This window comes from Pseudomonas sp. NFACC41-3, from assembly GCF_900109505.1.
GTDB classification, from domain to species: Bacteria; Pseudomonadota; Gammaproteobacteria; order Pseudomonadales; family Pseudomonadaceae; genus Aquipseudomonas; species Aquipseudomonas chlororaphis.
Map to the genome: position 1 here is coordinate 1,616,761 of NZ_FOAE01000001.1, position 21,601 is coordinate 1,638,361.

General features: G+C 65.6%; 23 protein-coding genes. 13 read left to right on the forward strand and 10 right to left on the reverse strand.

What is annotated here, in order from left to right; translation table 11 throughout:
* Positions 1-211: 211 nt before the first annotated feature.
* Together BMY68_RS07320 and BMY68_RS07325 are read left to right on the forward strand one after the other, a co-directional pair.
* On the forward strand, positions 212-2,629 hold the full coding sequence (locus BMY68_RS07320; RefSeq protein ID WP_085530822.1) for a DUF3772 domain-containing protein: 2,418 nt from the start codon (positions 212-214) through the stop codon (positions 2,627-2,629).
* A gap of 169 nt (positions 2,630-2,798) precedes the next feature.
* Positions 2,799-4,322 carry a sensor domain-containing diguanylate cyclase gene (locus BMY68_RS07325; RefSeq protein WP_085530821.1) on the forward strand — a complete coding sequence of 508 codons (1,524 nt, stop codon included), beginning with the start codon at positions 2,799-2,801 and terminating at the stop codon, positions 4,320-4,322.
* Here the strand turns inward: BMY68_RS07325 and BMY68_RS07330 are convergent.
* Positions 4,319-5,197, reverse strand: a complete 879-nt coding sequence (locus BMY68_RS07330) for a putrescine utilization regulator PtrR (RefSeq protein ID WP_085530820.1) — start codon at positions 5,195-5,197, stop codon at positions 4,319-4,321. The two genes, BMY68_RS07325 and BMY68_RS07330, sit on opposite strands and share 4 nt — an antisense overlap.
* A 101-nt stretch (positions 5,198-5,298) precedes the next feature.
* Here BMY68_RS07330 and BMY68_RS07335 point away from each other — a divergent pair, with 101 nt between their 5' ends.
* The 3 genes from BMY68_RS07335 to BMY68_RS29835 all read left to right on the forward strand — a co-directional run bounded on the left by BMY68_RS07335 (position 5,299) and on the right by BMY68_RS29835 (position 8,304).
* On the forward strand, positions 5,299-6,690 hold the full coding sequence (locus BMY68_RS07335) for an aldehyde dehydrogenase family protein (protein ID WP_085530819.1): 1,392 nt from the start codon (positions 5,299-5,301) through the stop codon (positions 6,688-6,690).
* Between the two features lie 198 nt (positions 6,691-6,888).
* The gene (locus BMY68_RS07340; RefSeq protein WP_085530818.1) at positions 6,889-7,746 is read left to right on the forward strand and encodes an SDR family oxidoreductase; all 858 of its coding nucleotides are present in this window, start codon (positions 6,889-6,891) and stop codon (positions 7,744-7,746) included.
* A 270-nt stretch (positions 7,747-8,016) separates the two neighbouring features.
* Entirely contained in the window at positions 8,017-8,304 is a 288-nt protein-coding gene (locus tag BMY68_RS29835; protein WP_164486181.1) for a hypothetical protein, read from the forward strand.
* 377 nt (positions 8,305-8,681) lie between these two features.
* Here BMY68_RS29835 and BMY68_RS07350 read toward each other — a convergent pair whose 3' ends face one another.
* The 6 genes from BMY68_RS07350 to BMY68_RS07375 form a co-directional block, all read right to left on the reverse strand.
* Positions 8,682-8,894 (reverse strand): hypothetical protein, encoded by a 213-nt coding sequence (locus BMY68_RS07350; protein ID WP_085530816.1) that lies wholly within the window; start codon positions 8,892-8,894, stop codon positions 8,682-8,684.
* Positions 8,895-9,020: 126 nt separating this feature from the next.
* Complete coding sequence (locus BMY68_RS07355; protein WP_085530815.1) at positions 9,021-9,254, reverse strand: PLD nuclease N-terminal domain-containing protein; 234 nt, start codon at positions 9,252-9,254, stop codon at positions 9,021-9,023.
* Positions 9,255-9,441: 187 nt separating this feature from the next.
* A complete protein-coding gene (locus tag BMY68_RS07360; RefSeq protein WP_009043957.1) occupies positions 9,442-9,885 on the reverse strand; it encodes a DUF421 domain-containing protein in 444 nt (147 codons plus the stop codon).
* Positions 9,886-9,893: 8 nt separating this feature from the next.
* Positions 9,894-10,409, reverse strand: a complete 516-nt coding sequence (locus tag BMY68_RS07365) for a hypothetical protein (protein WP_085530814.1) — start codon at positions 10,407-10,409, stop codon at positions 9,894-9,896.
* 8 nt (positions 10,410-10,417) lie between these two features.
* Positions 10,418-10,918 (reverse strand): CinA family protein, encoded by a 501-nt coding sequence (locus BMY68_RS07370; protein ID WP_085530813.1) that lies wholly within the window; start codon positions 10,916-10,918, stop codon positions 10,418-10,420.
* A gap of 156 nt (positions 10,919-11,074) precedes the next feature.
* Positions 11,075-11,284: a hypothetical protein gene (locus BMY68_RS07375; protein WP_009043960.1), complete on the reverse strand. Its 210-nt coding sequence runs from the start codon at positions 11,282-11,284 to the stop codon at positions 11,075-11,077.
* A 279-nt stretch (positions 11,285-11,563) separates the two neighbouring features.
* Here BMY68_RS07375 and BMY68_RS07380 point away from each other — a divergent pair, with 279 nt between their 5' ends.
* Complete coding sequence (locus BMY68_RS07380; protein WP_062825924.1) at positions 11,564-11,866, forward strand: hypothetical protein; 303 nt, start codon at positions 11,564-11,566, stop codon at positions 11,864-11,866.
* A 146-nt stretch (positions 11,867-12,012) separates the two neighbouring features.
* Complete coding sequence (locus tag BMY68_RS07385) at positions 12,013-12,570, forward strand: ATP-dependent Clp protease proteolytic subunit (RefSeq protein WP_085530812.1); 558 nt, start codon at positions 12,013-12,015, stop codon at positions 12,568-12,570.
* A 51-nt stretch (positions 12,571-12,621) separates the two neighbouring features.
* Here the strand turns inward: BMY68_RS07385 and BMY68_RS07390 are convergent, their stop codons facing one another.
* A complete protein-coding gene (locus BMY68_RS07390) occupies positions 12,622-12,852 on the reverse strand; it encodes a hypothetical protein (RefSeq protein WP_085530811.1) in 231 nt (76 codons plus the stop codon).
* Positions 12,853-13,162: 310 nt separating this feature from the next.
* Between BMY68_RS07390 and BMY68_RS07400 the strand changes: the two genes are divergently transcribed.
* Positions 13,163-14,530, forward strand: a complete 1,368-nt coding sequence (locus BMY68_RS07400; protein ID WP_085530809.1) for a cation:proton antiporter — start codon at positions 13,163-13,165, stop codon at positions 14,528-14,530.
* A 193-nt stretch (positions 14,531-14,723) separates the two neighbouring features.
* Positions 14,724-15,200, forward strand: a complete 477-nt coding sequence (locus BMY68_RS07405; RefSeq protein ID WP_085530808.1) for a hemerythrin domain-containing protein — start codon at positions 14,724-14,726, stop codon at positions 15,198-15,200.
* 86 nt (positions 15,201-15,286) lie between these two features.
* Here BMY68_RS07405 and BMY68_RS07410 read toward each other — a convergent pair whose 3' ends face one another.
* On the reverse strand, positions 15,287-16,084 hold the full coding sequence (locus BMY68_RS07410; RefSeq protein ID WP_009043965.1) for an exodeoxyribonuclease III: 798 nt from the start codon (positions 16,082-16,084) through the stop codon (positions 15,287-15,289).
* A gap of 59 nt (positions 16,085-16,143) precedes the next feature.
* Positions 16,144-18,090, reverse strand: a complete 1,947-nt coding sequence (locus BMY68_RS07415; RefSeq protein ID WP_085531556.1) for a hybrid sensor histidine kinase/response regulator — start codon at positions 18,088-18,090, stop codon at positions 16,144-16,146.
* A 335-nt stretch (positions 18,091-18,425) separates the two neighbouring features.
* On the opposite strand from BMY68_RS07415, the gene BMY68_RS29570 reads away from it, so the two are divergent.
* From BMY68_RS29570 to BMY68_RS07430, 4 genes are all read left to right on the forward strand, one after another.
* Positions 18,426-18,608 (forward strand): hypothetical protein, encoded by a 183-nt coding sequence (locus BMY68_RS29570; RefSeq protein WP_007925473.1) that lies wholly within the window; start codon positions 18,426-18,428, stop codon positions 18,606-18,608.
* A gap of 157 nt (positions 18,609-18,765) precedes the next feature.
* On the forward strand, positions 18,766-19,224 hold the full coding sequence (locus tag BMY68_RS07420; RefSeq protein ID WP_085530807.1) for a metallophosphoesterase family protein: 459 nt from the start codon (positions 18,766-18,768) through the stop codon (positions 19,222-19,224).
* Positions 19,225-19,472: 248 nt separating this feature from the next.
* The gene (locus tag BMY68_RS07425) at positions 19,473-21,008 is read left to right on the forward strand and encodes an FAD-dependent oxidoreductase (protein ID WP_085530806.1); all 1,536 of its coding nucleotides are present in this window, start codon (positions 19,473-19,475) and stop codon (positions 21,006-21,008) included.
* Positions 21,009-21,150: 142 nt separating this feature from the next.
* Positions 21,151-21,582: a hypothetical protein gene (locus BMY68_RS07430; RefSeq protein WP_085530805.1), complete on the forward strand. Its 432-nt coding sequence runs from the start codon at positions 21,151-21,153 to the stop codon at positions 21,580-21,582.
* Positions 21,583-21,601 lie beyond the last annotated feature (19 nt).

Genomic DNA, 21,601 nt, shown 5'->3' on the forward strand with positions numbered 1-21,601 from the left:
CGGTATTCAGGCTGCACTGGCCCGATCCGCCACGTCCAGGCGCCCCTCGGTGGATTTTTTTCACCGCCACCCCGTTCTCGAACGCCGCGTAAACCGGCATGCTGCGCCACCCTGATCGCCACGGCAGCGGGCCGCCCACCGGGGAATTTATGCCGGGATGGCGCGGTCTATGCTCGTCAGGGCTGGTGAACAGCAAAAGAGGACATGACAGATGCGGCGAGTGAGACAGAACCGCTGGGGGATGGGGCTGTTGGCCCTGTTGCTGTGTATTGCGCTACCGGCCTTCGCGGCCCCGGCGCCCGGACCGCAGAGTGTTGCCCGCAACCAGCTGCCGTTGCTTGCCGAGGGTGCGGATCTTGAGCAACTCAACGACCGGCTGGAGCTGATCCGCCAGAGCGTATCGGCGAGCGGTAACGACGACCTGCTCTCGGACCTGCGCCAGGCCGCGCTGCAAGTGCAGAAGCAGGCCGACAGCCTGGTCGCCCTGCGCGCCACCGATATCGAGCGCCTGGACGACCAGCTCAAGGTCCTGGGCCCACCGTTGCCCGACGAAGCGCCCAGCCTGACCAGCCAGCGCCAGGTGCTGAGCGCGCAGAAGGACAACCTGCTCGACGAAGAGCGCCAGGCCACTCTGCTCAGCCAGTCCGGCCGCGACCTCGCGGCGCAGATCATCAACCTGCGGCGCAGCCTGTTCAATTCGCAGATCAGCACCCGCTCGGCGAGCCCCCTCAGCCCGGCCTTCTGGTCCACGCTGATCCGCCCGACCGAGGATGACCTCAGGCGCCTGAACCGCCTCTCCGATGAGGTCTGGACCGCATTCGATACGGCACTGGCCCCCGGCAATCGCGGGCTGTTCATCACCACGCTGGTCATCGCGGCGCTGATCTGGGTGGTCGGCCGGCGCCTGCTGGAACGCCTGGCGACCTGGTCGATGATCCGCTGGCTGCCCGAAGGCCGCTTGCGCCGCAGCGCCCTGGCGCTGACCGTGGGGCTGGCGACCATCGTCACCATCAATGCCGCCGCCTCGCTGCTGCGCTGGGGGCTGGTCAACAGCGCGACCCTGAGCGCCGATGTGCTCAACCTGATCGGCCAGTGGCTGACCCTGCTGATTTTCTGCTCCTTCATCGTCGGCCTCGGCCGCGCCATGTTGATGTTGTCGCGCCCGTCCTGGCGCCTGCCGCCGATTCCCGATCAGATCGCCACGGCCCTGGGGCCGTTCCCGCTGATCCTCGCGCTGGCGCTGCTGCTCACCGCCGGCGAGGAGCGGATCAACAGCGTGATCGCCAGCAGCCTGGCCCTGACCGTGGCGGTCAACGGCCTGACGGCGCTGGTCACCGCGCTGATCTTTTTCTTCGCCCTGCTGCGTCATCGCCGTACCCGCCGGCGCTTCGAGCTGGAGCGCCCCACCGGCATCGCCGGGCTGCTGCCCTTCATCGTGGCGGTCTGGGTGGCGGTGATCCTGCTGTCGCTGCTCAGCGGCTACCTGAGCCTGGCGTACTTCCTCACCGTCAAGCTGCTGTGGATCAGCGTGGTGACCACCAGCGCCTACCTGCTGATCGCCTGCTTCGGCGACCTCTGCGAAACCCTGCTGTCGCCCAAGCAGCCCGGCGGCCTGGCGCTGGCGGCGGCCCTGGGCTTGTCGCCGCGCCACCAGGCCCAGGCCACCACCGTGCTGGCGGGCATCGGCCGGACCCTGCTGCTGTTCACCGCGGCGCTGCTGGCCTTCATGCCGTCCGGGTCGAGCCCGGGGGAACTGCTGGAAGGCTTTACCCAGCTGGATGTCAGCGGCCGGTCCCTGGGCAACCTCAACATCGTGCCCCAGGACCTGCTGCTGGCGGCGGCGTTCCTGGTCGGCGGCATGTTCGCCGTGCGTGTGCTCAAGCGCTGGCTGAGCGAGCGGCTGCTGCCGGAAACCAATATGGACGCCGGCATGCGCGCCTCGCTGGTGACCCTGGTCGGCTATATCGGCTTTGTCCTACTGGCGATCGTGGTGATGTCGACCCTGCGGATCAACCTGACCAACCTGACCTGGGTGGTCAGCGCCCTGTCGGTGGGTATCGGTTTCGGCTTGCAAGCCATCGTGCAGAACTTCATTTCCGGGTTGATCCTGCTCACCGAGCGGCCGGTGAAGGTCGGCGATTGGGTCAGCCTGGCCGGGGTCGAGGGCGATATCCGGCGGATCAACGTGCGCGCCACGGAAATCCAGATGTCCGACCGCTCCACGGTGATCGTGCCGAACTCGCAGTTCATCTCGCAGAACGTGCGCAACGTGACCATGGACAACGCCCTGGGTGTGGTCGGCATCACCCTGACCCTGCCCCTGGAAACCGATGTGCTGCAGGTGCGCGAGCTGTTGCTGCAGGCCTATGCCGAGCACGAGGCGATTCTCAAGGCGCCAGCGACTTCGGTGTCGTTCAAGGACCTGACCAGCAATGGCCTGATCATCAGCGTCAGCGGCTACGTCGGCAGCCCGCGCTCGGTGTCCGGCGCCCGCAGCGACCTGCTGTTCACCATCCTCGGGCGCCTGCGCGAAGTGGGTATCGCCCTGTCGTCGCCGCAGAACCTGATGCTGATCAGCGACAACCAGGACAAGGCGCCTGGCGAGCCACCGGCCCAGCCTAGCGCATGAACCGGCCCCTACAGGACGCACTGCCAGCAAGCGTCCTGTTTTTTATCTTGCGGCGGGAAGCACTGAGCTATCGTGGCTGAGGCCCTGGCAACTTTTTTCAACGAGCGGCAGCTGTCATCGAGGAGCCCGACGACAGCCCTGTTTCACTCCCGGCAAGACAAGGAACACCATGGACGGAAAACCCGACATCAGCCCCGAAGATATTGCCCTGGAGTCGAAACGACTTCCCGCACTGGCGGTCACCGTCGCCTTCCTGATGGTGGTCGCGGTGTCGATTCTCAGCATCTATGGCATCCAGGTCATCAACAGCAAGGCCCACGAACTGGCGCAAGCCCGGCTGATCTCCGGCAACCTGGCCCTGTCCATCGCGCAACAGGCGACCGATACCTTCGACGAAGCCAACCTGATCCTCGAAGAGCTGATCGAGCGCCTCGACGACCTGTCGCCCCAGGCCCTGGAAAAAACCCAGAAGCTGCTGAAAAAGCGCGTGTTCACCACCGAACAGTTGCACGGCCTGTTCTTCTATGACCGGGAAGGCAACTGGGTGCTCACCTCGTTCGACTACAAGCCGCCAAAGGCGAACAACTCGGACCGCGACTACTTCAAGTTCCACCGCGAGAATGTAACCCTGTCCCCCAGGGTCGGCGCGGCCGTGCGCAGCAAGACCACCGGCGACTGGGTAATCCCGTTCTCACGCCGGATCAACGACGCCCAGGGCAACTTCAAGGGCGTGGTGCTGGCGACCATCAAGATGGAGTATTTCGACACCTTCTTCGATCGTTTCAGCATCGACGACAAGGGCGCGATCTTTCTCGCCCTGCCCCAGGGCACGATCATCGCCAGGCGGCCGTTCGACGAGAAACTCATCGGTGCGTCCCTGGCCCGGGGCGAAATCTTCTCCGTGCATATACCCCGTGCCCCGGCCGACACGGTCATGGTCAAGTCGATCATCGACGGCGTCGACCGCCTGTTCGGCTATCGGGTGCTGTCCAAGTACCCGCTGGTGGTGGCGGCGGCCAATTCCCGGGAGTCCATTCTCAGCAGCTGGCGCGCCGACACTTACCAGCTGACCGCCATGATCGCCGTGGTGCTGCTGATCAACCTGCTGGCCGGCATCCTGTTGTTCAAACAGGTGCGCAAGGGCCTGCGGGTGGAAAGCCATTTGAAGAAAGCCCGCTCGGTGCTGGAGACCCTGGTGTTGCAGGACGGCCTGACGGGCCTGGCCAACCGCCGGCACCTGGAGCGCAACCTGGAACTGGAGTGGCGGCGGGCGGCCCGGCAACGCTCGTCGATCAGCCTGATCATGCTCGATATCGACCACTTCAAGAGCTTCAACGACCGCTATGGCCATGTGGCGGGCGACCATTGCATCTGCGCCGTCAGCCGGGCCATCAGCCAGTGCGTGCGGCGCCCCTCGGACCTGGCGGTGCGCTACGGCGGCGAAGAGTTCGCGGTGCTGCTGCCGGACACCGAGCCTGGCGGTGCCTACGTGCTGGCCGAGAGCATCCGCCTGGCGGTACAGGAACTGGCGATCGAGCATGTCGACAACCCCGGCGGCGTCGTGACCATCAGTCTCGGCGTCTACAGCTGCGTGCCCGCCACGCCCGAGTTCAAGACCCTCTTGATGCAGGCCGACTCGGCGCTGTACATGGCCAAGCGCGCGGGGCGCAACCAGACCGTGCCGACCTCCTAGGCGCTGGCCGATACCGCCCCGCGTTCCTCCAGCAAGCGCACGAAGTGGGTCAGGCTGCGCGATACCGTGCCGCGGCGCCAGATCAGCCAGGTCTGCAGGAAACGGAACGGCTGTGCCAGCTGCCAGATGCTCACGGTGCCGCAGCCCGGCATGCTTTCCAGCATGCTGCGCGGCATCAGCGCCAGGCCGGCGCCGGCACTGACGCAGGCCAGCATGCCGTGGTAGGACTCCAGTTCGTGGATCTTGCCCGGCACCGCGCCATCCTTGCTGAACCAGCGTTCGAAGTGATGGCGGTAGGAGCAGTTGGCGCGAAAGGCGTAGATGCTCTCGCCGTTGACGTCGCGCCCGCGGGTGATGGGCGCATGCCCCAGCGGCGCGACGATGAGCATTTCCTCGTCGAACACCGGTACGCCTTCCAGGCTCGGGTGCAGCACCGGGCCATCGACGAAAGCCGCGGTCAGGCGCCCGGACAGCACGCCATCGATCATGGTCCCGGAGGGGCCGGTGGACAGGTCCAGCTCGACCTTGACGTGCTTCTGGTTGTAGGCCGCCAGCAAGGCCGGAATCCGCACCGCCGCCGTGCTCTCCAGGGAGCCGAGGGAGAACGGGCCCTGGGGTTCTTCGCCGGCGACCGTCAGCCGCGCTTCCTGCACCAGGTCGAGAATCCGCCGGGCGTAGTCGAGGAAACTCCAGCCGGCCGGCGACAGGCGCAGGCGGCTTTTCTCGCGGATAAACAGCTCGACCCCCAAATCCTGCTCCAGCTGCTTGATCCGCGTGGTCAGGTTGGAGGGCACCCGGTGGATGAGTTGCGCCGCGGCGCTGATGCTGCCCTGCTCGGCCACTGCCTTGAAGATTTCCAGCTGCACCAGGTCCATCTCATTCTCCAAACGTGAAAGATAGGCTCTTTATTATTCAGTTTTCATAAGCCCTGTACCAGCCTAACCTGCGGCCATTCCCCAGCCCACAGGACGCTGCCATGACCCCGGTTTCCAGCCAGACCCACGCCCTTTCGATCAACCCCGCCACAGGCGAGCAGATCGCTCATTACCCCTATGAATCCGCCGAGGCGCTGGACGCCGCCCTCGCCCGCGCCGCCGCGGCCGCCGCCCAGTGGCGCCGCACCGGCCTCGAACAGCGCTCGACACTGTTGCTGGCCCTGGCCAAGGCCTTGCGCGGCAACGGCGACACCCTGGCCCGCAGCATCACCCTGGAAATGGGCAAGCCAATCGCCCAGGCCCGCGGCGAGATCGAGAAGTGCGCCCAGCTCTGCGAGTGGTACGCCGCCGAAGGCCCGGCGATGCTCGCCCCCGAGCCGGCCGCGGTGCCGAGCGGCAAGGCGCGCATCGAGTACCGGCCGCTGGGCCCGATCCTTGCGGTGATGCCGTGGAACTTCCCGATCTGGCAGGTGCTGCGCGGCGCGGTGCCGGCGCTGATCGCCGGCAATACCTACGTGCTCAAGCATGCGCCGAACGTCATGGGCAGCGCCTACCTGCTGCTGGAAGCCTTCCAGCGCGCCGGTTTCCCGCAGGGCGTGTTCGAGGTGATCAACGTCACCGCGGACGGCGTCTCCCGGGCCATCGCCGATCCGCGGATCGCCGCCGTGACCCTGACCGGCAGCGTGCGCGCCGGCATGGCCATCGGCGCCCAGGCCGGCGCGGCCCTGAAGAAATGCGTGCTGGAACTCGGCGGTTCCGACCCCTTTATCGTGCTCAACGACGCCGACCTGGACGCCGCCGTGCAGGCCGCGGTCATCGGCCGCTACCAGAACACCGGGCAAGTCTGCGCCGCCGCCAAGCGCCTGATCGTCGAGCAAGGGGTGGTCGAGGCCTTCACCGAGAAGTTCGTCGCCGCCACTCGCCAGCTGGTAGTCGGCGATCCGCTGGCCGACGCCACCTACATCGGCCCCATGGCGCGCTTCGACCTGCGCGACGAACTGGACGCGCAAGTGCAGGCCACCTTGAGCGAAGGCGCGACCCTGCTGCTGGGCGGCGCCAAGGCCGAGGGCCCGGGCAACTTCTACCTGCCGACGGTGCTGGCCGGCGTCACCGACCGGATGACCTCGTTCAAGCAGGAACTGTTCGGCCCCGTGGCCTCGATCATTACTGCCCGGGATGCCCGACACGCCCTGGAACTGGCCAACGACAGCGAATTCGGCCTGGCCTCGACTATTTACACCCGGGATGTCGCCCTGGCCGAACGCCTGACCGCCGAACTGGAAACCGGCGGCGTGTTCATCAACGGCTATTGCGCCAGCGATCCGCGGGTGACCTTCGGCGGCGTAAAGAAAAGCGGCTTCGGCCGTGAGCTGTCGCACTTCGGCGTCCGCGAGTTCTGCAACGCACAGACGGTATGGCTGGACCGCAACTGATCCCCCACCCCCGACCCTGCAGGAGCGAGCTTGCTCGCTCCTGCAGAAGGGTTATCCGGCGCCGAGGACCCTGGTTCAACCGCCTGTCGCGCTGCGGGCCACTGCGTTTCAACTTTCAGCGCCGACTGTTCTCCCAATAGATGTCCGGCCCGGTGAAACCCGGCCGTGTCCTCACCGACATCGACAGGAGACACACCGATGAAAACCTATCCCAAACCACCCTTCCCGCCCCAGGCCCAGCCTGTTCCCGGCAGCCAGGCGAAGATGCGGCCGCAACCGGACTGCGGCGAACAGAGTTATGTCGGCTCGGGCCGGCTGGCGAACAAGGTCGCGCTGATTACCGGCGCCGACAGCGGCATCGGCCGCGCGGTGGCCATCGCCTTTGCCCGCGAGGGCGCGGATGTAGCCATCGCCTACCTGGACGAACACGAGGATGCCCGCGAGACCGCGCGCTGGGTCGAGCAGGCCGGCCGCCAGTGCCTGCTACTGCCCGGCGACCTGGCGCAGAAGTCGGTGTGCGACAGCGTGGTCGAGCGCACGGTGGCGCAATTCGGGCGTATCGATGTGCTGGTGAATAACGCGGCCTACCAGATGACCCACGACGAAATCGAAGACATTTCCGACAGCGAATGGTGCAAGACCTTCGACATCAACATCACCGCCATCTTCCGCATCTGCAAGGCGGCCCTGGCGCACATGGGCCAAGGCAGCTCGATCATCAATACCAGTTCGATCAACTCCGACATGCCCAGGCCCACCCTGCTGGCCTACGCCACCACCAAGGGCGCGATCGCCAACTTCAGCGCCGGCCTGGCGCAACTGCTGGGCAAGCGCGGCATCCGGGTCAACAGCGTGGCGCCGGGGCCGATCTGGACCCCGCTGATCGTCTCGACCATGCCTGAGGACCACGTCAGCCACTTCGGCGAACAGACGCCCCTGGGGCGCCCGGGACAACCGGTGGAAGTGGCGCCGATCTATGTGCTGCTGGCTTCGGATGAGGCCAGCTATCTATCGGGTTGCCGTTATGGGGTGACCGGCGGCAAGCCGATCCTGTAGCCGCGGTCGTTGGCCACCGGCGCTGGCGCGCACCTCGGGCGACCTTGCCGCGAGGGGCGCGCCGCCCGCCAGGTCGATACCGCCTGGTGCCAGCAATGTAGGGAGAACCGCCGGTAAGGTCCCGTGCCGAGGCAAGCACACGCCATCAGGAACCAGAACCATGCACTCGCCCGCAGAAACCCATCGGCTGACCCTGGAGTACCTCCAGGACACGCTGTTGGGTGTGAATGCGCTCAGCGCCGAATGCATGTCCAGGTGTCCTGCCTCGTCATGACGACTCGCTTCAACCAACCGCAGGCGCCGCAAAAAGCCGGTGGCCATCCGCGCCACCGGCATGACGGGAAACAGGCCTCAACGTTCTTTGCCCCCGCGGTTTCCTCCGTGGCTGTGCTGTCCGCCGATGCGCGCCTTTTCAGCGCGATCGGTTTTCACATCGGGGGCTGCTGGATCGCCTTTTTTGCCCGCGCCCCTTACTTTCTCGGGGTCATCGGCAAAGGAATGGTCACTTCTATGTTTGTCGCTCATCAGAACTTCCTCCATCAGTGGCTGCCGGTATGAAAGCCGCTTCGCCATGGAGCAAGCCCGAACCGACAGCAGTACCGCTATCACGTATTGCTCCCGCGCATCCATGCGGATTCAGGGTTTACCAGCAAAGTCATGCCAGGCCGAAAGCGCCTGTATCTTCGCTTCATCGTACATAGCCGATGCTCCAGAGGGTGCTACGGTTGAGGCCGCAAGAGATCGGGAGGTTCGGCGTAGACGACATACGGTAACGGACACCAGGGCGCTGAGCCGAGAAGCACTGGCAACGATGGGACAAGCGAATGGAGGAAATGGCGTTATCGAGACAATCATTGCATCTGCTGAAGATTTGACGGTATCGCGGACAGACCTGACACCTGCCCGCGCTACCCTCGCTCCAAGCCAAGATGGCTCTAAACCTCCGTTCCCACGGCACGCGCATAAGCAACCGTCGCCACGGCTATCAAGGCCTGGCGCTCTTCGGCGTCGATAATGCCCTTCTCCCGGAAACAGTCCGCGAGCCTGATCAGCTCGTCGTACTGCTCCTGTGCATCCATCCTGATCCCGGGGTTCGCCAGCACGTCATGCCAGTCGGAAAATGCCTGTACCTTCGTATCGTCGTACATAGCCGGTTCTCCTGGGTGTGTCTCGGTAGAAACCGCCATGCTCCTGGGGTTTCGTCGGACACGACATACGGTATGCAAACGGCCCGGTACCGAGACTCGCCCGGATCGATCCCGTCGCAGACGACCTTATCCCTTGCTGTGTTCCGAGGAAGTCGGCCCTGTCCCTGGCTTGATTCCGCGTGGCCCGGCGAGCCCCCAGGCAATCAGGCCCAGGACCGGGAACAGCACAATGCCGAGAAACCAGGCCACCTTGACGCCATCGCTTTTTTCGCTGCGAAAGACACTGAAGATCGCCCATAGATCGGCGAGGATGAGGACTACCGCGACGGCAATCCAAAAGTAGCTGATCGGGTCTGACATGATCGATACCCTCCGGTTTGATGTGGCGTGCCGCCATTGGCGGCAGGCCTAGCGCACAGGCGACATGCAACGCCGGTGGCTGATGGAGAGCCACGTATCCATTTGGAAAGGCACTGGGTACCGGGGTGCCGCCTGGTGGACGAATGGCACCATTCGAGCAGGGCCGACCTTGGCTAACCTCCTCCCCTCAGTCATAGGCAATGATCGATATCTTGCCGTTGCGCTCGATGACCGCGAACTTGATCTGTTCCAGGCTCGTCAGCCCCTGGCTGGCGCGGGCCGCTTCGAGTATGTCCGCCTCCACCAGCCGGGCATGGCGCATCCGCCCGCGCAGGAGCCGGCCATGTTCGACGATCACGGTCGGCCCGCCGTCGACCAGGCGCGAGAAACCGTCGGAGTGCAGCTTGAGCAGCGACAGGCCGACGTCGATGACGATCAGCGTGACAATCACAAGCAGCGCATTGGTCAGGGAAAAATCCTCGCCGAGCAAGGCCTGCTGGGTCGCCTCGCCGATCACCATCAGCAGCACCAGATCGAAAGTGGTCAGCTCGGCCAGGGAACGCCGCCCGGCGATCTTGAACAGCACCAGCAGCACCAGATAGATAAACGCCGCGCGCAAGACCGAATCCATGGCATCACCTAGGGATAAATGAACTGGGAAATGGACAGTGGCGGGTGGTCGGCCAGGCGGATCCGGCTGTCATAGAACCCCACCCCGGTACTGAGCAGCGTCAGGTACAGACGGGCCTGGCCATCGGCGTCGGTGCGCAGCCACAGGCGGATGCCAGCGCCGGCGGAACTGGCCTTGAGCGGCTCGGGTTGCAGCGTCTGCACGCTGAAGCCCTGCAACAGCTCGCCGGCGATTTCCACCTCGAGCAATTGCCGGGCGCCGCCGCGCAGGTGCAGGGTCAGCGAATCCGTCGCGCCGTTGCGCAGAAAGCGCTGGTACTCCACGCGCAGGCTCCCGTCCGCGCTGCTGATGTCCCGGGTGCTCAGCGGGCCCCTGGAAAACAGCCCGGCCAAGGTCAGCAGGACGACCACCACCAGGGCATACCAACCCACTCGCTCGAAACGCCAGACCTTGCGCTGCAGGGCCATGTCCTCCTGGATCGGCTGGCTGCGCGGCAGCAGGTCGTCTTCGGCGGAATCGTCCATGGTCGCCCCTAGCCACGTTCGCCGTTGAGCGCGGCCTGGTGAAAGTGCGGCAGTTGCAGCAGGCCGTGCAGCGACGCCAGTTCCTGGACCTTCTCGCGGGAACCGAAAAACCGTTCCTTGCGGGTGAACAGGGCCATTTGCCCGGCAATCGCGAAGGCCCAGGCGAAACACACCGTGCCCGCCGGGATGCCGTCGACATCGTCCGGCCCCAGCAGCCCGGTAGTGGCCACCGCCACCGTGGCCGGGCTGTCGCGCAAGGCGCCCAGGGCCATTTCCCCGGCGACTTCGCAACTGGTGAGGTTGAAGGTCTCGATGGTCTGGCGGCTGACATTCAGCAGGCGCTGCTTGGCCTCGGACGAATACACCACGTAGCCGCTTTCGATCAGCTCGCCGCTGCCCGGCACCTGGGCCAGCAAGGTCACCATGGCGCCAGCGGTGCAGGACTCGGCGGTAGTCAACCGCAGGTGCTGCTGGCGCAGGTACTCGACAATCTGTTCCACGCCGCTCATGTCGATAGGTCCCTGTGGGGTTTGTTCTGGGTTGACCGCTGGCGTTCGCCCACGTTCTATCGAGGTGCGCGGTCAATGAAAAGGAGCTGCCCGCGGCACGCGGCAGCCCTGACAGAAACAAGCCCGCCACACCGGCGGGCTTGTTTGCGGGACGCGTCAGCGTCGGTCATCGGAGAGTGGCGTCGGCTCGTCTGGGGCCGGCAGGTCGGGGTCCATCGGCCGCTCCATATCGTCGTCCTGAGGCTTGTTGCGTTCGGCATCGCCGTTGACGTTGGGGTCGGTCACCGGGTCGTTCCGACGGGCCGGTTGCAGAGGGTCGGGTTCGGGAGTGCGGGGCTCGCTGGGGTCATGCATCGACTGGTTCATGGTGCACCTCACGGCAGGCCCGGTGAATCCGGGCCTTATCGGGTTAGGCACTGGGCCGGGCCACGGGGTGCGAGGCAATGGATGAGTGGTCGGCCAGGCTGTCTGGCCCTGGTCACCGATTGAAAAACATGATTTTTCGCTGCGCGGAACCGCGGGCGATCCAACGGTTTTTCCGCTGATTATTTTTGCAGTCCCGCCTCCAGCGGCCGGGTCGAACTCTTAACGATGCATGACCAGCACATGGCCGCACACCCGATTGCACAGAATAAGGAGAATGTCATGAACAGCACCCACCAGCGTTTCCAGATCCGTGCCTGCCACAAGCTCGCCCTGGAGCAGAACCAGCGACTGTTCAATCAGGCCCGGGCCCTGAATGCCCAGGCTTATGAACTGCTGGAGAATGGGCGCCTGGATATCGACACGTTCGAGCAGTACCGCCGCCTGCGCAACAAGGCCGAAGCCAAGCAGCGCGAAGCGATCGAACACCTGCGCCTGGTGAACCAGGAGTTCGCCGAACTGGAAACCCGGCCCAAATCCACGCCCGACAGCGACCCGGCCATCCTGCAGCACACCGGGCGCTGAGCCGTTGCCGTGTTGACAGCCGCCGGTTCGGGCGCCGCGCGTCTCCGCCCGTCGCTCGCCACGGGTCGCGAAGAAACCTTCGCCGCCGCCCGGGCTCAATCGTAGAGCCTGGGCACACGATGTGCCCCACACCGGGAGGCCGTCCGATGACCGAGCACATCGTGCATTTTCACTGCCAGATCGACCAGGGCACCACAGAACGCTTTCGCGACAGTTGCCTGGAAGCCATCGAGCAAGGCGCCACCTCGCTGCTGCTGAATCTTTCCACCACCGGCGGCAGCACCAACTTCGGCTTCACCCTCTACACCTTTCTCAAATCCCTGCCGGTGCCGCTGTGCGCGATCAACGCGGGCAACATCGAGTCGATGGGCATCATCATGTTTCTCGCCGCCAACCGACGCATCACCACGCCGCATTCGCGCTTTCTGATCCACCCGATGAACTGGTATTTCAGCCAGAGTTCGGTGGATCACCAGCGCCTGCGCGAATACCTCTCCAGCCTGGACAACGACCTGGCGCGCTACGTGAAAATCTACGAGCTGGAAACCGCCGACGCGGCGACCCAGCTGGACATCTTCAAATGCCTGTCGGCCGAGGAAAAGGTCATCGCCGCCCATGAGTCGCTGGCCTACGGCATCGCCCACGAGGTGCGCCAGGTGGTCTTCGCCGACGACGTCAGACACTGGAAAGTCTCGGGCGGCTGACCCTGTTGCCCCGGGCGCCAAGACCGCCCCGTCGCGGCGCGAGCCACGGCCTCAAGCGGTTTTTTCGTTGTCCTGTTCCGGGGTTTGGTTGCCAGGTTCAGTGGCGCCCGGTTCGGGCTCGGGGCGATTGGCCGGGCCCTTGGCGGGCTTTTTCTCACCCGCGGCCGCGGCCCGCCCGGGGTAGCCAGGCAACCCGTGGGCGTCCTGCGGTTCCAGCGGTTCGGGGGCGCGCGTGCGATCGTTCTGCGGATCGTTGCGCGGATCAACGGGCTGGCGAGTCATAAGCACCTCTGTATCGGTCCGGGCGGCATTGCCTGTTCTTGTTCGATGCCGAACCGCGCCCCGGGTGCGAAGCACTGGACGAATGGCCATGGCGCCTGCCGTACGGCTGCGCGGTGGAACGTCCGGGCCTGGCGGGCGTCTTCAGCTTGAGGGCCCGCCGCTTCGAGCTGGCGAGCGCTCCTGCCTTGTACGTCCGCGTTCATGAGGATCCGTTCATGCCTGTCGCCCCCAGCCCGCTCATGATCGCCGCCGCGCTGGCCGGGCCCGCCAACGCTCAAGGCAGCCTCGCTGCGCGCGACCTGAGGCCGGCATGACCTTCATTGCCTGGGTCGCGGTCCTGGGCGCGGTGCTGCTGATCCTCGCGCTGACCTCCTCCTACCTGCGCTGGATGCCCGTGACCACCTCGGTGGTCTGCCTGGCGCTGGGGATCGCCATCGGCCCCGCCGGCCTGGGCCTGCTGCAACTGGACATCCACCAGGCTTCGGGCTGGATGGAACACCTGACCGAAGTGGCGGTGCTGTTCTCGCTGTTCGTCAGCGGCCTCAAGCTCAGGTTGCCGCTCAACAGCCGCAGTTGGCGCATCGCCTTCGGCCTGGCCGGGCCGGTGATGCTGCTGTCGATCGCTGGGGTCGGCCTGCTGCTGCACTACGGTTTGCACATGCCCTGGGGGCCGTCGCTGCTGATCGGCGCGATCCTCGCCCCGACCGACCCGGTGCTGGCGACCCTGGTCCAGGTCAGCGACGCCCAGGACTACGACCGGGTGCGCTTCGGCCTGTCCGGTGAGGCCGGGCTGAACGACGGCGTGGCGTTTCCGTTCGTGATCCTCGGCCTGCTGCTGACCCGCCAGGGCGACGACACCGGCGCCTGGCTCGGCGACTGGGTGGTGTTCAGCCTGCTCTGGGCAGTGCCCGCGGGTCTGCTCAGCGGTTACTGGATGGGCCGCGGTCTCGGCCACCTGACCCTGCACCTGCGGATCAAGTACGCCGACAGCACGGTCTCGCCGAACGACTACCTGACCTTCGCCCTGATCGCCCTGGCCTACGTGGTGGCGGAACTGATCCACGGCTACGGTTTTCTCGCGGTGTTCGCCGCTGCCCTCGGGTTGCGCCAGGCCGAGGTGCATTCCAGCGACCATGCCCGGGCGCCGGCCGAACACCTGGTGCAACCGGTGGTCGGCCACCAGCATGTCGATCCGGCGCAGGCGGTGCATGGCGACGTCGAGGCCCTGGGCGAAAGCCAGGTCGCGGCGGGCATCATGCTCGGCGACATGCTGGCCTTCGGCGGCCTAGTGGAGCGGGCCATGGAAGTGTTCCTGGTGACCCTGCTCGGCGTGGTGCTGGTCGCCCATTGGGAGTGGCATGCGCTGACCGTCGGCGCCCTGCTGTTCCTGCTGATCCGCCCGCTCAGCGTCTTGCTGATCCCCTGGGGCCGCCTGCTCGACGGCCGCCAGCGCCTGCTGCTCGGCTGGTTCGGCATCCGCGGCATCGGTAGCCTCTATTACCTGTTCTATGCCCTCAACCATGACCTCGACCCGGCGCTGGCCGACGCCAGCGCCAACCTCACCCTGTCGGTGGTGGCCTTGAGCATCCTGGTTCACGGCCTGAGCACCCAACCGATGCTCGCCCGCTACGAGAGCAACAAGAAACGCCGGCGCCATCCCGACCGACCACCGGGATAAGCCAGCAGAATGCAGGGCGCCAAGGGCCTGCGCCATGCAACTTGCACGAAGGAGTTGTCGCGGTGATGGACACAAGCCATTGATTAACCAAGGTTTTATCCAATTCGTCACTCTGGCACGGGCGATGCAATTTTCAGGACTAACGAGGACGACATGCGAGCGTCCCATTACCCGTGACAGCAGAGGAACCATCATGAACGCCATCGACCTGTTGCTAGCCGACCACGAACGCGTGAAAACCATCCTGACCCAACTGAGCGAATCCACCGAGCGCGGGATCAAGAAACGCACCGACCTGCTGAACAAGCTGGAAATGGAAGTCACCGTGCACACCCAGCTCGAAGAACAGATCCTGTACCCGGCGTTCAAGAAAGCCGGGAGCAAGGAGCAGCAAGTGATGTATTACGAGGCCAAGGAAGAGCACCGCAGCGTCGACTCGCTGGTGCTGCCCGACCTCAAGGCCACCGATCCGTCGGCCCCGGAATTCGCCGGGCGGGTCAAGGTGGTCAAGGAGCTGCTCGAGCATCACATCGACGAGGAAGAGCGTGAGATGTTTCCCCAGGCGCGCAAGCTGCTGGGCAAGGCGACCCTCGAACAACTGGGCGCCGAAATGGAAATGCTCAAGGCCGAATACAAGAAAACCATGGGCACATCGCGCCATGCCGCCTGACCTCTTTCCTCACCCTGGCGAGCTCTTTTGCTCGCGGGCCCGGCCTTGGCGCCGGGCTTTTTTATGCCTGTGCCTTGTCTTCAGGCTCAGCCGCGCCGCTTGCGCGTGCCCAGGGCAATCCAGGCGGGCGCGTGATCGCTGGCGTGGGGCTCGTTGCGCACCCAGGCATCGACCCCGGCGTTCTCCAGGTAAGGAGCCAGGGCCCGGTTGAGCAGCAGGTGGTCGATGCGCAGGCCGGAGTTTCTTGGCCAGTGCTGGCGAAAGTAATCCCAGAAGGTGTAGACCCGCTGATCCGGGTACAGCTCGCGCAAGGCGTCGGTCCAGCCCTGTGCCAGCAGCCGCTGGTAGCACTCGCGGCTTTGCGGTTGCAGCAGCGCGTCCTTGAGCCAGGAGCGCGGGTTGTAGATATCGAAATCCGTCGGCACCACGTTGTAGTCCCCCGCCAGCAGCACCGGGTGCGCGCTGTCCTGCAGAGTCGCGGCATGCGCGATCAGGCGCTCGAACCAGGCCAGCTTGTAGTCGAATTTCGGCCCCGGTTGCGGGTTGCCGTTGGGCAGGTACAGGCACCCCACCAGCACGCCGTGGACCGCCGCCTCCAGGTAGCGGCTTTGCCCGTCGTCCTCGATGCCCGGCAGCGCGCGACGGATTTCCAGGGGCTGGCTGTCGCGGGCGAGGATCGCCACACCGTTCCAGGACGCCTGGCCGTGGTGCAGGCTGCCATACCCCGCGGCCTCCAGGGCCGCCTTGGGAAACTCCCGGTCGAGCGCCTTGAGCTCCTGCAGGCAGACGATGTCGGGGCGCTCGCGTTCCAGCCAGGCCAGCAGGTTCGGCAGGCGCGCACGGATGCCATTGAGGTTGAAGGTGGCGATTTTCAGCGCGTTCATCGGCAGTGCCCCCTGGTCGTATCGACGTATCCGCGGCGCCCGGCGAGCTCAATCGGCGGTCAGCGGCACGTCCTGAGGCTGGACGGCGTTTGTCTCACCGCCTGCGCCAGCGCCTCGATCAATTGCAGTTGGGTGTAAGGCTTGGGCACCCGCGGCAAAGCCGCGGCCAGCCCCTCCAGGCGCTGGGCGTAACCACTGGCGAGAATGATCGGCAGGTCCGGGCGCAGCTCGCGCACGGCGCTCGCCAGTTGCCCGCCGTCCATCACCGGCATCGCCAGGTCGGTGATCATCAGGTCGATCGCCGGGTATTCGGCGAACCGTTGCAGCGCCTGGGCCCCGGACATCGCGCAGAGCACCTGGTGCCCGAGGTCTTCGAGCAGCAGCGTGGTGCTGGTCAGCACCAGGCTGTCGTCGTCGACCACCAGCACGCACAAAGGCTGCGGCTGCGAGTCCGGAGCCGGCATACGAGCCGGGACGACGGGGGTCGCCTGGCTCGCCAGGGGCAACCACAACTCGGCGGTGGTGCCCTGCCCCTTGAGGCTCTTGAGGATCAGCCGGCCTCCCAGTTGTTCGGCCAGGCCATGCACCATCGACAAGCCAAGGCCGGTGCCCTTGCCCACGCCCTTGGTGGTGAAAAACGGATCGGCGGCCAGGGCCAGGGTCTGCTCGTCCATGCCTTCGCCGCTGTCGATCACGCACAGGCGCACATAACGCTCATGGGGCAGGTTGACGCCGGCGGCCTGGCCGCTGTCGCACAGATCGGCCTTGAACACGAGGGTGCCGCCGCCCGGCATCGCATCGCGGGCATTGGTCGCCAGGTTGAGCACTGCCAATTCCAGCTGGTTGACGTCGGCGAGCACTGTCGGCAGGGATTCGGGCAGCTCGGTGAGGATGGTCACCTGGGGCCCCAGCGAGCTGTCGAGCAAACCACTGAGGTTGGTCATCAGTTGCGTCAGGGCCACGGGCTCGGTCTTGAGTTCCTGGCGCCGGGCAAAGGCCAGCATGCGCTGGGTCAGCGACACCCCACGCTCGGCGCCGACCACCGCATTGTCCAGCAGGCGCGAGAGTTTCGGGTCGCCGCCGATGCGTTTGCGCGCCAGCTCCAGGTTGCCCAGGATCACCGTCAGCAGGTTATTGAAGTCATGGGCGATGCCGCCGCTGAGCTGGCCGATGGCTTGCAGTTTCTGCGCCTGGAACAGCGCCTCGCGGGCACTTTCCAGGGCCTTCTGCGCCTCGACCGTCTCGCTGATATCGCGGGTGACCTTGGCGAACCCCAACAGCTCACCGGCATCGCCGCGGATCGGATCGATGATCACATGGGCGAGGAACTGCGTGCCGTCCTTGCGTACCCGCCAGCCCTGTTTTTCGAAACGGCCCTCGCGGGTGGCGATTTCCAGGGCCCGCTGGGGCACGCCGTCGAGGCGATCCTGCTCGGTGTAGAAGCGCGAGAAATGCTCGCCGATGATTTCCTGCGGCAGGTAGCCCTTGATCCGCTGCGCGCCGAGGTTCCAGCTGCTGACCCGGCCGTTGGGGTCGAGCATATAGATGGCGTAGTCGGTGACGCTCTGCACCAGCAGGCGAAACTGCTGCTCGCTCTGCTTGAGGGTTTCTTCGGCGATCTTGCGCTCGGTCAGGTCGCGGGTGATCTTGGCGAAACCCAGCAGCTGCCCGCTGGAATCGCGGATCGGATCGATCACCACATGGCACCAGAAGCGCGTACCGTCCTTGCGCACCCGCCAACCCTCGCCCTCGAAACGCCCCTCGGTGAGCGCGGTATGCAACGCGCGTTCCGGCAACCCGGCCTGGCGGTCTTCGGGGGTGTAGAAACAGGAAAAGTGCGCGCCGAGGATTTCCGCTTCCTGGTAACCCTTGAACCGCCTGGCGCCGGCATTCCAGCTGGTGACGATGCCCTGGGGATCGATCATGTAGATCGCGTAGTCGACCACCGCTTCGACCAGCAAGCGAAAACGGTCCTCGTCCAGAACTCTGCGCGGCTGATCAGCCATATCGGTCTCCGCCAGGCTATTTTTATGCATTCTTGCGCATGGGCCAGTAGGGTCGGTTGTCTGGCCATCGGCACGCGGCCAACGCACGTGCGGCCAGCCAGCCGGCAAATGCCGCGCGTCGTTCAGTTAGACCGATAGGCCCTCTGGTCCTCCAATTGAAAATACAACTTGATCCCCCAGGCCCTATAAACCGACTTAATGTTGGACAACTGCCCGCGGCCAATCGATCCCCCGCCACTCGTCGTCCCGCAAGAAACTTTTTCAAACTTTCGTTTGCAGTTTTGTTTCCCAATCTTGCGAGGTGTCAAATCGCTCACTATCGAGGATTGAAAAAAATGGCTACCAGCGGAAAGAACCCACTCATGGGCAACAAGGACACTCAAAAACCCTCACCGGCCGGCAAGAAATCCGGCGGCCAGGGTTCGGGGGGCAACATCCCCGCCGATCGGCAAAAAGCCCCTGACGCAGGCAAGAAAGGCGGCACCCAAGGCTCCGGCGGCGGTACCCGCAAAGCCTGATCCACAACGCCGGAGTGTCGTCCCTGACGCACTCCGGCTTTTTTTTGCCCGGACAGCCCATGCCAGCGGCCTGCCCGCGCCGGTTATCGTCGAGCGCGACTGGCTATGCTTGCACCACGGCGAAACCACGTTAACCAGCCTTCGATGAAAAGCGCGCATGAAAATAGGCCTGATCTCCGACACCCATGGTTTGCTTCGCCCCGGTGCGCTGGCGGCGCTGCAGGGGTGCGCGCACATCCTGCATGCCGGCGATATCGGCGACCCGCAGATGCTCGCCACCCTCGGACATCTGGCGCCGGTGACCGCGGTATTCGGCAATGTCGATCAGCCCCATGACTGGGCCCGGGCACTGCCCCATCACATCACCGTGCGGCTCGATGGCGTCGACCTGCTGCTCTGCCATGTCCTGGCCGAGGTGCCGAAGCCTCTGCCGCCGGGCGTGCGGGTGGTGGTCAGCGGCCACTCCCACCGGCCGCTGCAGTTCTGGCAGGACGATGTGCTCTACATCAACCCGGGCAGCGCCGGGCCAAGGCGCTTCAAGCTGCCGGTCAGCCTGGGCTGCCTGACCATCGAGGCCGGCCAGGTCGAAGGCCGGTTGATCGAACTGGCGGTCTAGCGGTCTGGCTGTCTAGCGGCTTGGCCCGGGCCCGGGCATGACCGGCTATCGGAGCGCGCCCATCGGTCGCGCTTTGCAGGGTCCACACTTAATCCAGCGATTGGCGGCGTTCATGACGAAAGCCGTGCGAAGCCACTTGGCCGGGCCGCGTTGCGCCCTCGAGCAGAAGATTCCGTACCCGGCCCCGCGCCCCCGAGAAGGTGGCGCGCAAGGATGGCCGAGGGCGCGCAATGCGCAGGAGAAAAGCGATGACCTTTTATGTCGTGGCCCGCCTCGACCAGTTGCCCGAAGACCGCGGCACCCGGGTCCAGGTCGGCGCCGAAGCCGTGCTGCTGGTTCGCACCGGCGATCAGGTCCGGGCCTACCAGGCCGATTGCCCCCACGCCGGGGCGCCGCTGGAACAGGGCGCGGTGTATCAGGGGCGACTGATCTGCCCCTGGCACAAGGGCGCCTTTGCCTGCGACAGCGGGCTGGTCTGCGAGCCGCCTCCGCTGGCGAGCCTCAAGCGCTACAAAGTCGACATCCGCCATGACAACCGGGTCTGGGTCGCCGACCAGCCCATGGCCGAACCCGCCCCGCCACGCCAGGCCGACTCGCGCCGGCTGCTGGTGATCGGCGCCGGCGCTGCCGGGGCCGCCGCGGTAGCGACCCTGCAGGCCAAAGGCTTCGGCAGGAACCTGACCTGGATCGACAAGCAAGCGCGGCCCGCCTATGACCGCACCGCCCTGAGCAAATACGTGCTGGCCGGCGAGATGCCGCCGGAGGAAGTCCCGGCCCTGCTCGAGCCGGAGTTCTATCGCAAGGCCGATCTACAGGTGCTCAAGGCCGAGGTCCTGCGCCTCGACCCAAGGCGGCGACAGATCCTGTTGGCCAACGGCCAGCGCCTGGACTACGACGCCGCGCTCCTGGCCACCGGCGCCGAACCGCGCCTGCCGGCCATCGAAGGCGCCGACCTGCCGGGGGTGTTCATGCTGCGCTCGCGGGAGGATGCCGCGCGCCTGCTGGAACAGGCCCGGCCCGGTAAACGCGTGGCGATCGTCGGCGACAGCTTTATCGGCCTCGAAGCCGCCTCGGCCCTGCGCAAACGCGGGCTGATGGTGCACCTGATCGGTCGCCACCCGGTACCGCTGCAACGCCAGTTGGGCGAACGCATCGGTAGCGCCATACGGGTCCTGCATGAACAGCACGGGGTGATCTACCACGCCGGTTGCGAAGCCCGGGCCCTGGTCGGCGAGGGCCAGGTGCAACAGGTAGTCCTCGACAACGACCAGCGCATCGCCGTCGACCTGGTGCTGTTCGGCATCGGCGTCAGCCCTGCCACGGCCTTCGTCGAAGGCCTCGACCGGGCCGAGGACGGTTCGCTCAAGGCCGATGCCGGCCTGGCCGTGGCCGATGGCCTGTGGGCGGCCGGCGACCTCGTGAGTTTCCCCTACGACGGCCGCTCGCAGCGCATCGAACACTGGCGCGTGGCCCAGCAACAAGGCCGGCTCGCCGCCTGCAACATGCTTGGCGAGCAACTGAGTTTCAGCGTGGTGCCCTTCTTCTGGACCTATTTCTACGACCAGACCTTCGAGGTGCTCGGCCATGCTCGCCGGTGGAACCAGAGCGTCTTCGAGGGCGAGCCGGAGCAGTACCGCTTTATCGCCCTGCTGTGTTTCAACGAACAGGTGGAGTCGATAGTCGCCTGCGAGTACCCGCGGGCCATGGCCCTGCTGTCGCAGCGCATGCAGCGGCCGCTGTCGCGCAGCGAGGCCCTGGAGCTGATCCATGGCACGCCGGAATGAAGTGGCTGGCGACAACCGCTCGGCAGCCCCACGGAACCCCGGGCAAGGGCCGATTTTCCAAATTCAGGCAGGGTTTGACTGTCTCGGCCGCCCGCTACAGCGCAGGTCGCCGAGGCCCCCAGAGCCAGGAAGAGGGATCGCCATGAATAGCCGTACGCTGACTTGTCTTGCCGTGGTTGCCCTGTGCAGCGGCGGCGCCTTCGCCCAGAGCTGCGACGTGGTCACCCGCTCGCAAAGCGCCGATGTCGCCAATGTCGACACCCACACCTGTTACCTCTTCGAAGGCATGCCGGCCGAAGCCATCGGCTGGTCGTGCAGCAATGAGAGCACGGGCACCCTGGTCCAGGAGAAACAAAAGGTCGCCAATTGCGACGAGTCCTACCTCGCCGTGTGCCGGGCGCGCCTGACCCAGGAAGCGCTGGCCAACCCGCGGGCGACCGCCAAGGATCCACAGGGCTCGTCCCTGAACATCCCCGACAAGGCCCGGGTGGTGACCTTTTATTACCAGGCGGAACACCTCCAGCAGGCCAGGACCGACTGTGAAATGGCCGGCGGCAAATGGCAGTGGAAATGACCCCGGCCGGCCATAGGCA

Bases quoted from the DNA above. Each gene is read 5' to 3' on its own strand.
- BMY68_RS07320 (WP_085530822.1), top strand. From the start codon at position 212: ATGCGGCGAGTGAGACAGAACCGCTGGGGGATGGGGCTGTTGGCCCTG.
- BMY68_RS07325 (WP_085530821.1), top strand. From the start codon at position 2,799: ATGGACGGAAAACCCGACATCAGCCCCGAAGATATTGCCCTGGAGTCG.
- BMY68_RS07330 (WP_085530820.1), bottom strand. From the start codon at position 5,197: ATGGACCTGGTGCAGCTGGAAATCTTCAAGGCAGTGGCCGAGCAGGGC.
- BMY68_RS07335 (WP_085530819.1), top strand. From the start codon at position 5,299: ATGACCCCGGTTTCCAGCCAGACCCACGCCCTTTCGATCAACCCCGCC.
- BMY68_RS07340 (WP_085530818.1), top strand. From the start codon at position 6,889: ATGAAAACCTATCCCAAACCACCCTTCCCGCCCCAGGCCCAGCCTGTT.
- BMY68_RS29835 (WP_164486181.1), top strand. From the start codon at position 8,017: ATGACGACTCGCTTCAACCAACCGCAGGCGCCGCAAAAAGCCGGTGGC.
- BMY68_RS07350 (WP_085530816.1), bottom strand. From the start codon at position 8,894: ATGTACGACGATACGAAGGTACAGGCATTTTCCGACTGGCATGACGTG.
- BMY68_RS07355 (WP_085530815.1), bottom strand. From the start codon at position 9,254: ATGTCAGACCCGATCAGCTACTTTTGGATTGCCGTCGCGGTAGTCCTC.
- BMY68_RS07360 (WP_009043957.1), bottom strand. From the start codon at position 9,885: ATGGATTCGGTCTTGCGCGCGGCGTTTATCTATCTGGTGCTGCTGGTG.
- BMY68_RS07365 (WP_085530814.1), bottom strand. From the start codon at position 10,409: ATGGACGATTCCGCCGAAGACGACCTGCTGCCGCGCAGCCAGCCGATC.
- BMY68_RS07370 (WP_085530813.1), bottom strand. From the start codon at position 10,918: ATGAGCGGCGTGGAACAGATTGTCGAGTACCTGCGCCAGCAGCACCTG.
- BMY68_RS07375 (WP_009043960.1), bottom strand. From the start codon at position 11,284: ATGAACCAGTCGATGCATGACCCCAGCGAGCCCCGCACTCCCGAACCC.
- BMY68_RS07380 (WP_062825924.1), top strand. From the start codon at position 11,564: ATGAACAGCACCCACCAGCGTTTCCAGATCCGTGCCTGCCACAAGCTC.
- BMY68_RS07385 (WP_085530812.1), top strand. From the start codon at position 12,013: ATGACCGAGCACATCGTGCATTTTCACTGCCAGATCGACCAGGGCACC.
- BMY68_RS07390 (WP_085530811.1), bottom strand. From the start codon at position 12,852: ATGACTCGCCAGCCCGTTGATCCGCGCAACGATCCGCAGAACGATCGC.
- BMY68_RS07400 (WP_085530809.1), top strand. From the start codon at position 13,163: ATGACCTTCATTGCCTGGGTCGCGGTCCTGGGCGCGGTGCTGCTGATC.
- BMY68_RS07405 (WP_085530808.1), top strand. From the start codon at position 14,724: ATGAACGCCATCGACCTGTTGCTAGCCGACCACGAACGCGTGAAAACC.
- BMY68_RS07410 (WP_009043965.1), bottom strand. From the start codon at position 16,084: ATGAACGCGCTGAAAATCGCCACCTTCAACCTCAATGGCATCCGTGCG.
- BMY68_RS07415 (WP_085531556.1), bottom strand. From the start codon at position 18,090: ATGGCTGATCAGCCGCGCAGAGTTCTGGACGAGGACCGTTTTCGCTTG.
- BMY68_RS29570 (WP_007925473.1), top strand. From the start codon at position 18,426: ATGGCTACCAGCGGAAAGAACCCACTCATGGGCAACAAGGACACTCAA.
- BMY68_RS07420 (WP_085530807.1), top strand. From the start codon at position 18,766: ATGAAAATAGGCCTGATCTCCGACACCCATGGTTTGCTTCGCCCCGGT.
- BMY68_RS07425 (WP_085530806.1), top strand. From the start codon at position 19,473: ATGACCTTTTATGTCGTGGCCCGCCTCGACCAGTTGCCCGAAGACCGC.
- BMY68_RS07430 (WP_085530805.1), top strand. From the start codon at position 21,151: ATGAATAGCCGTACGCTGACTTGTCTTGCCGTGGTTGCCCTGTGCAGC.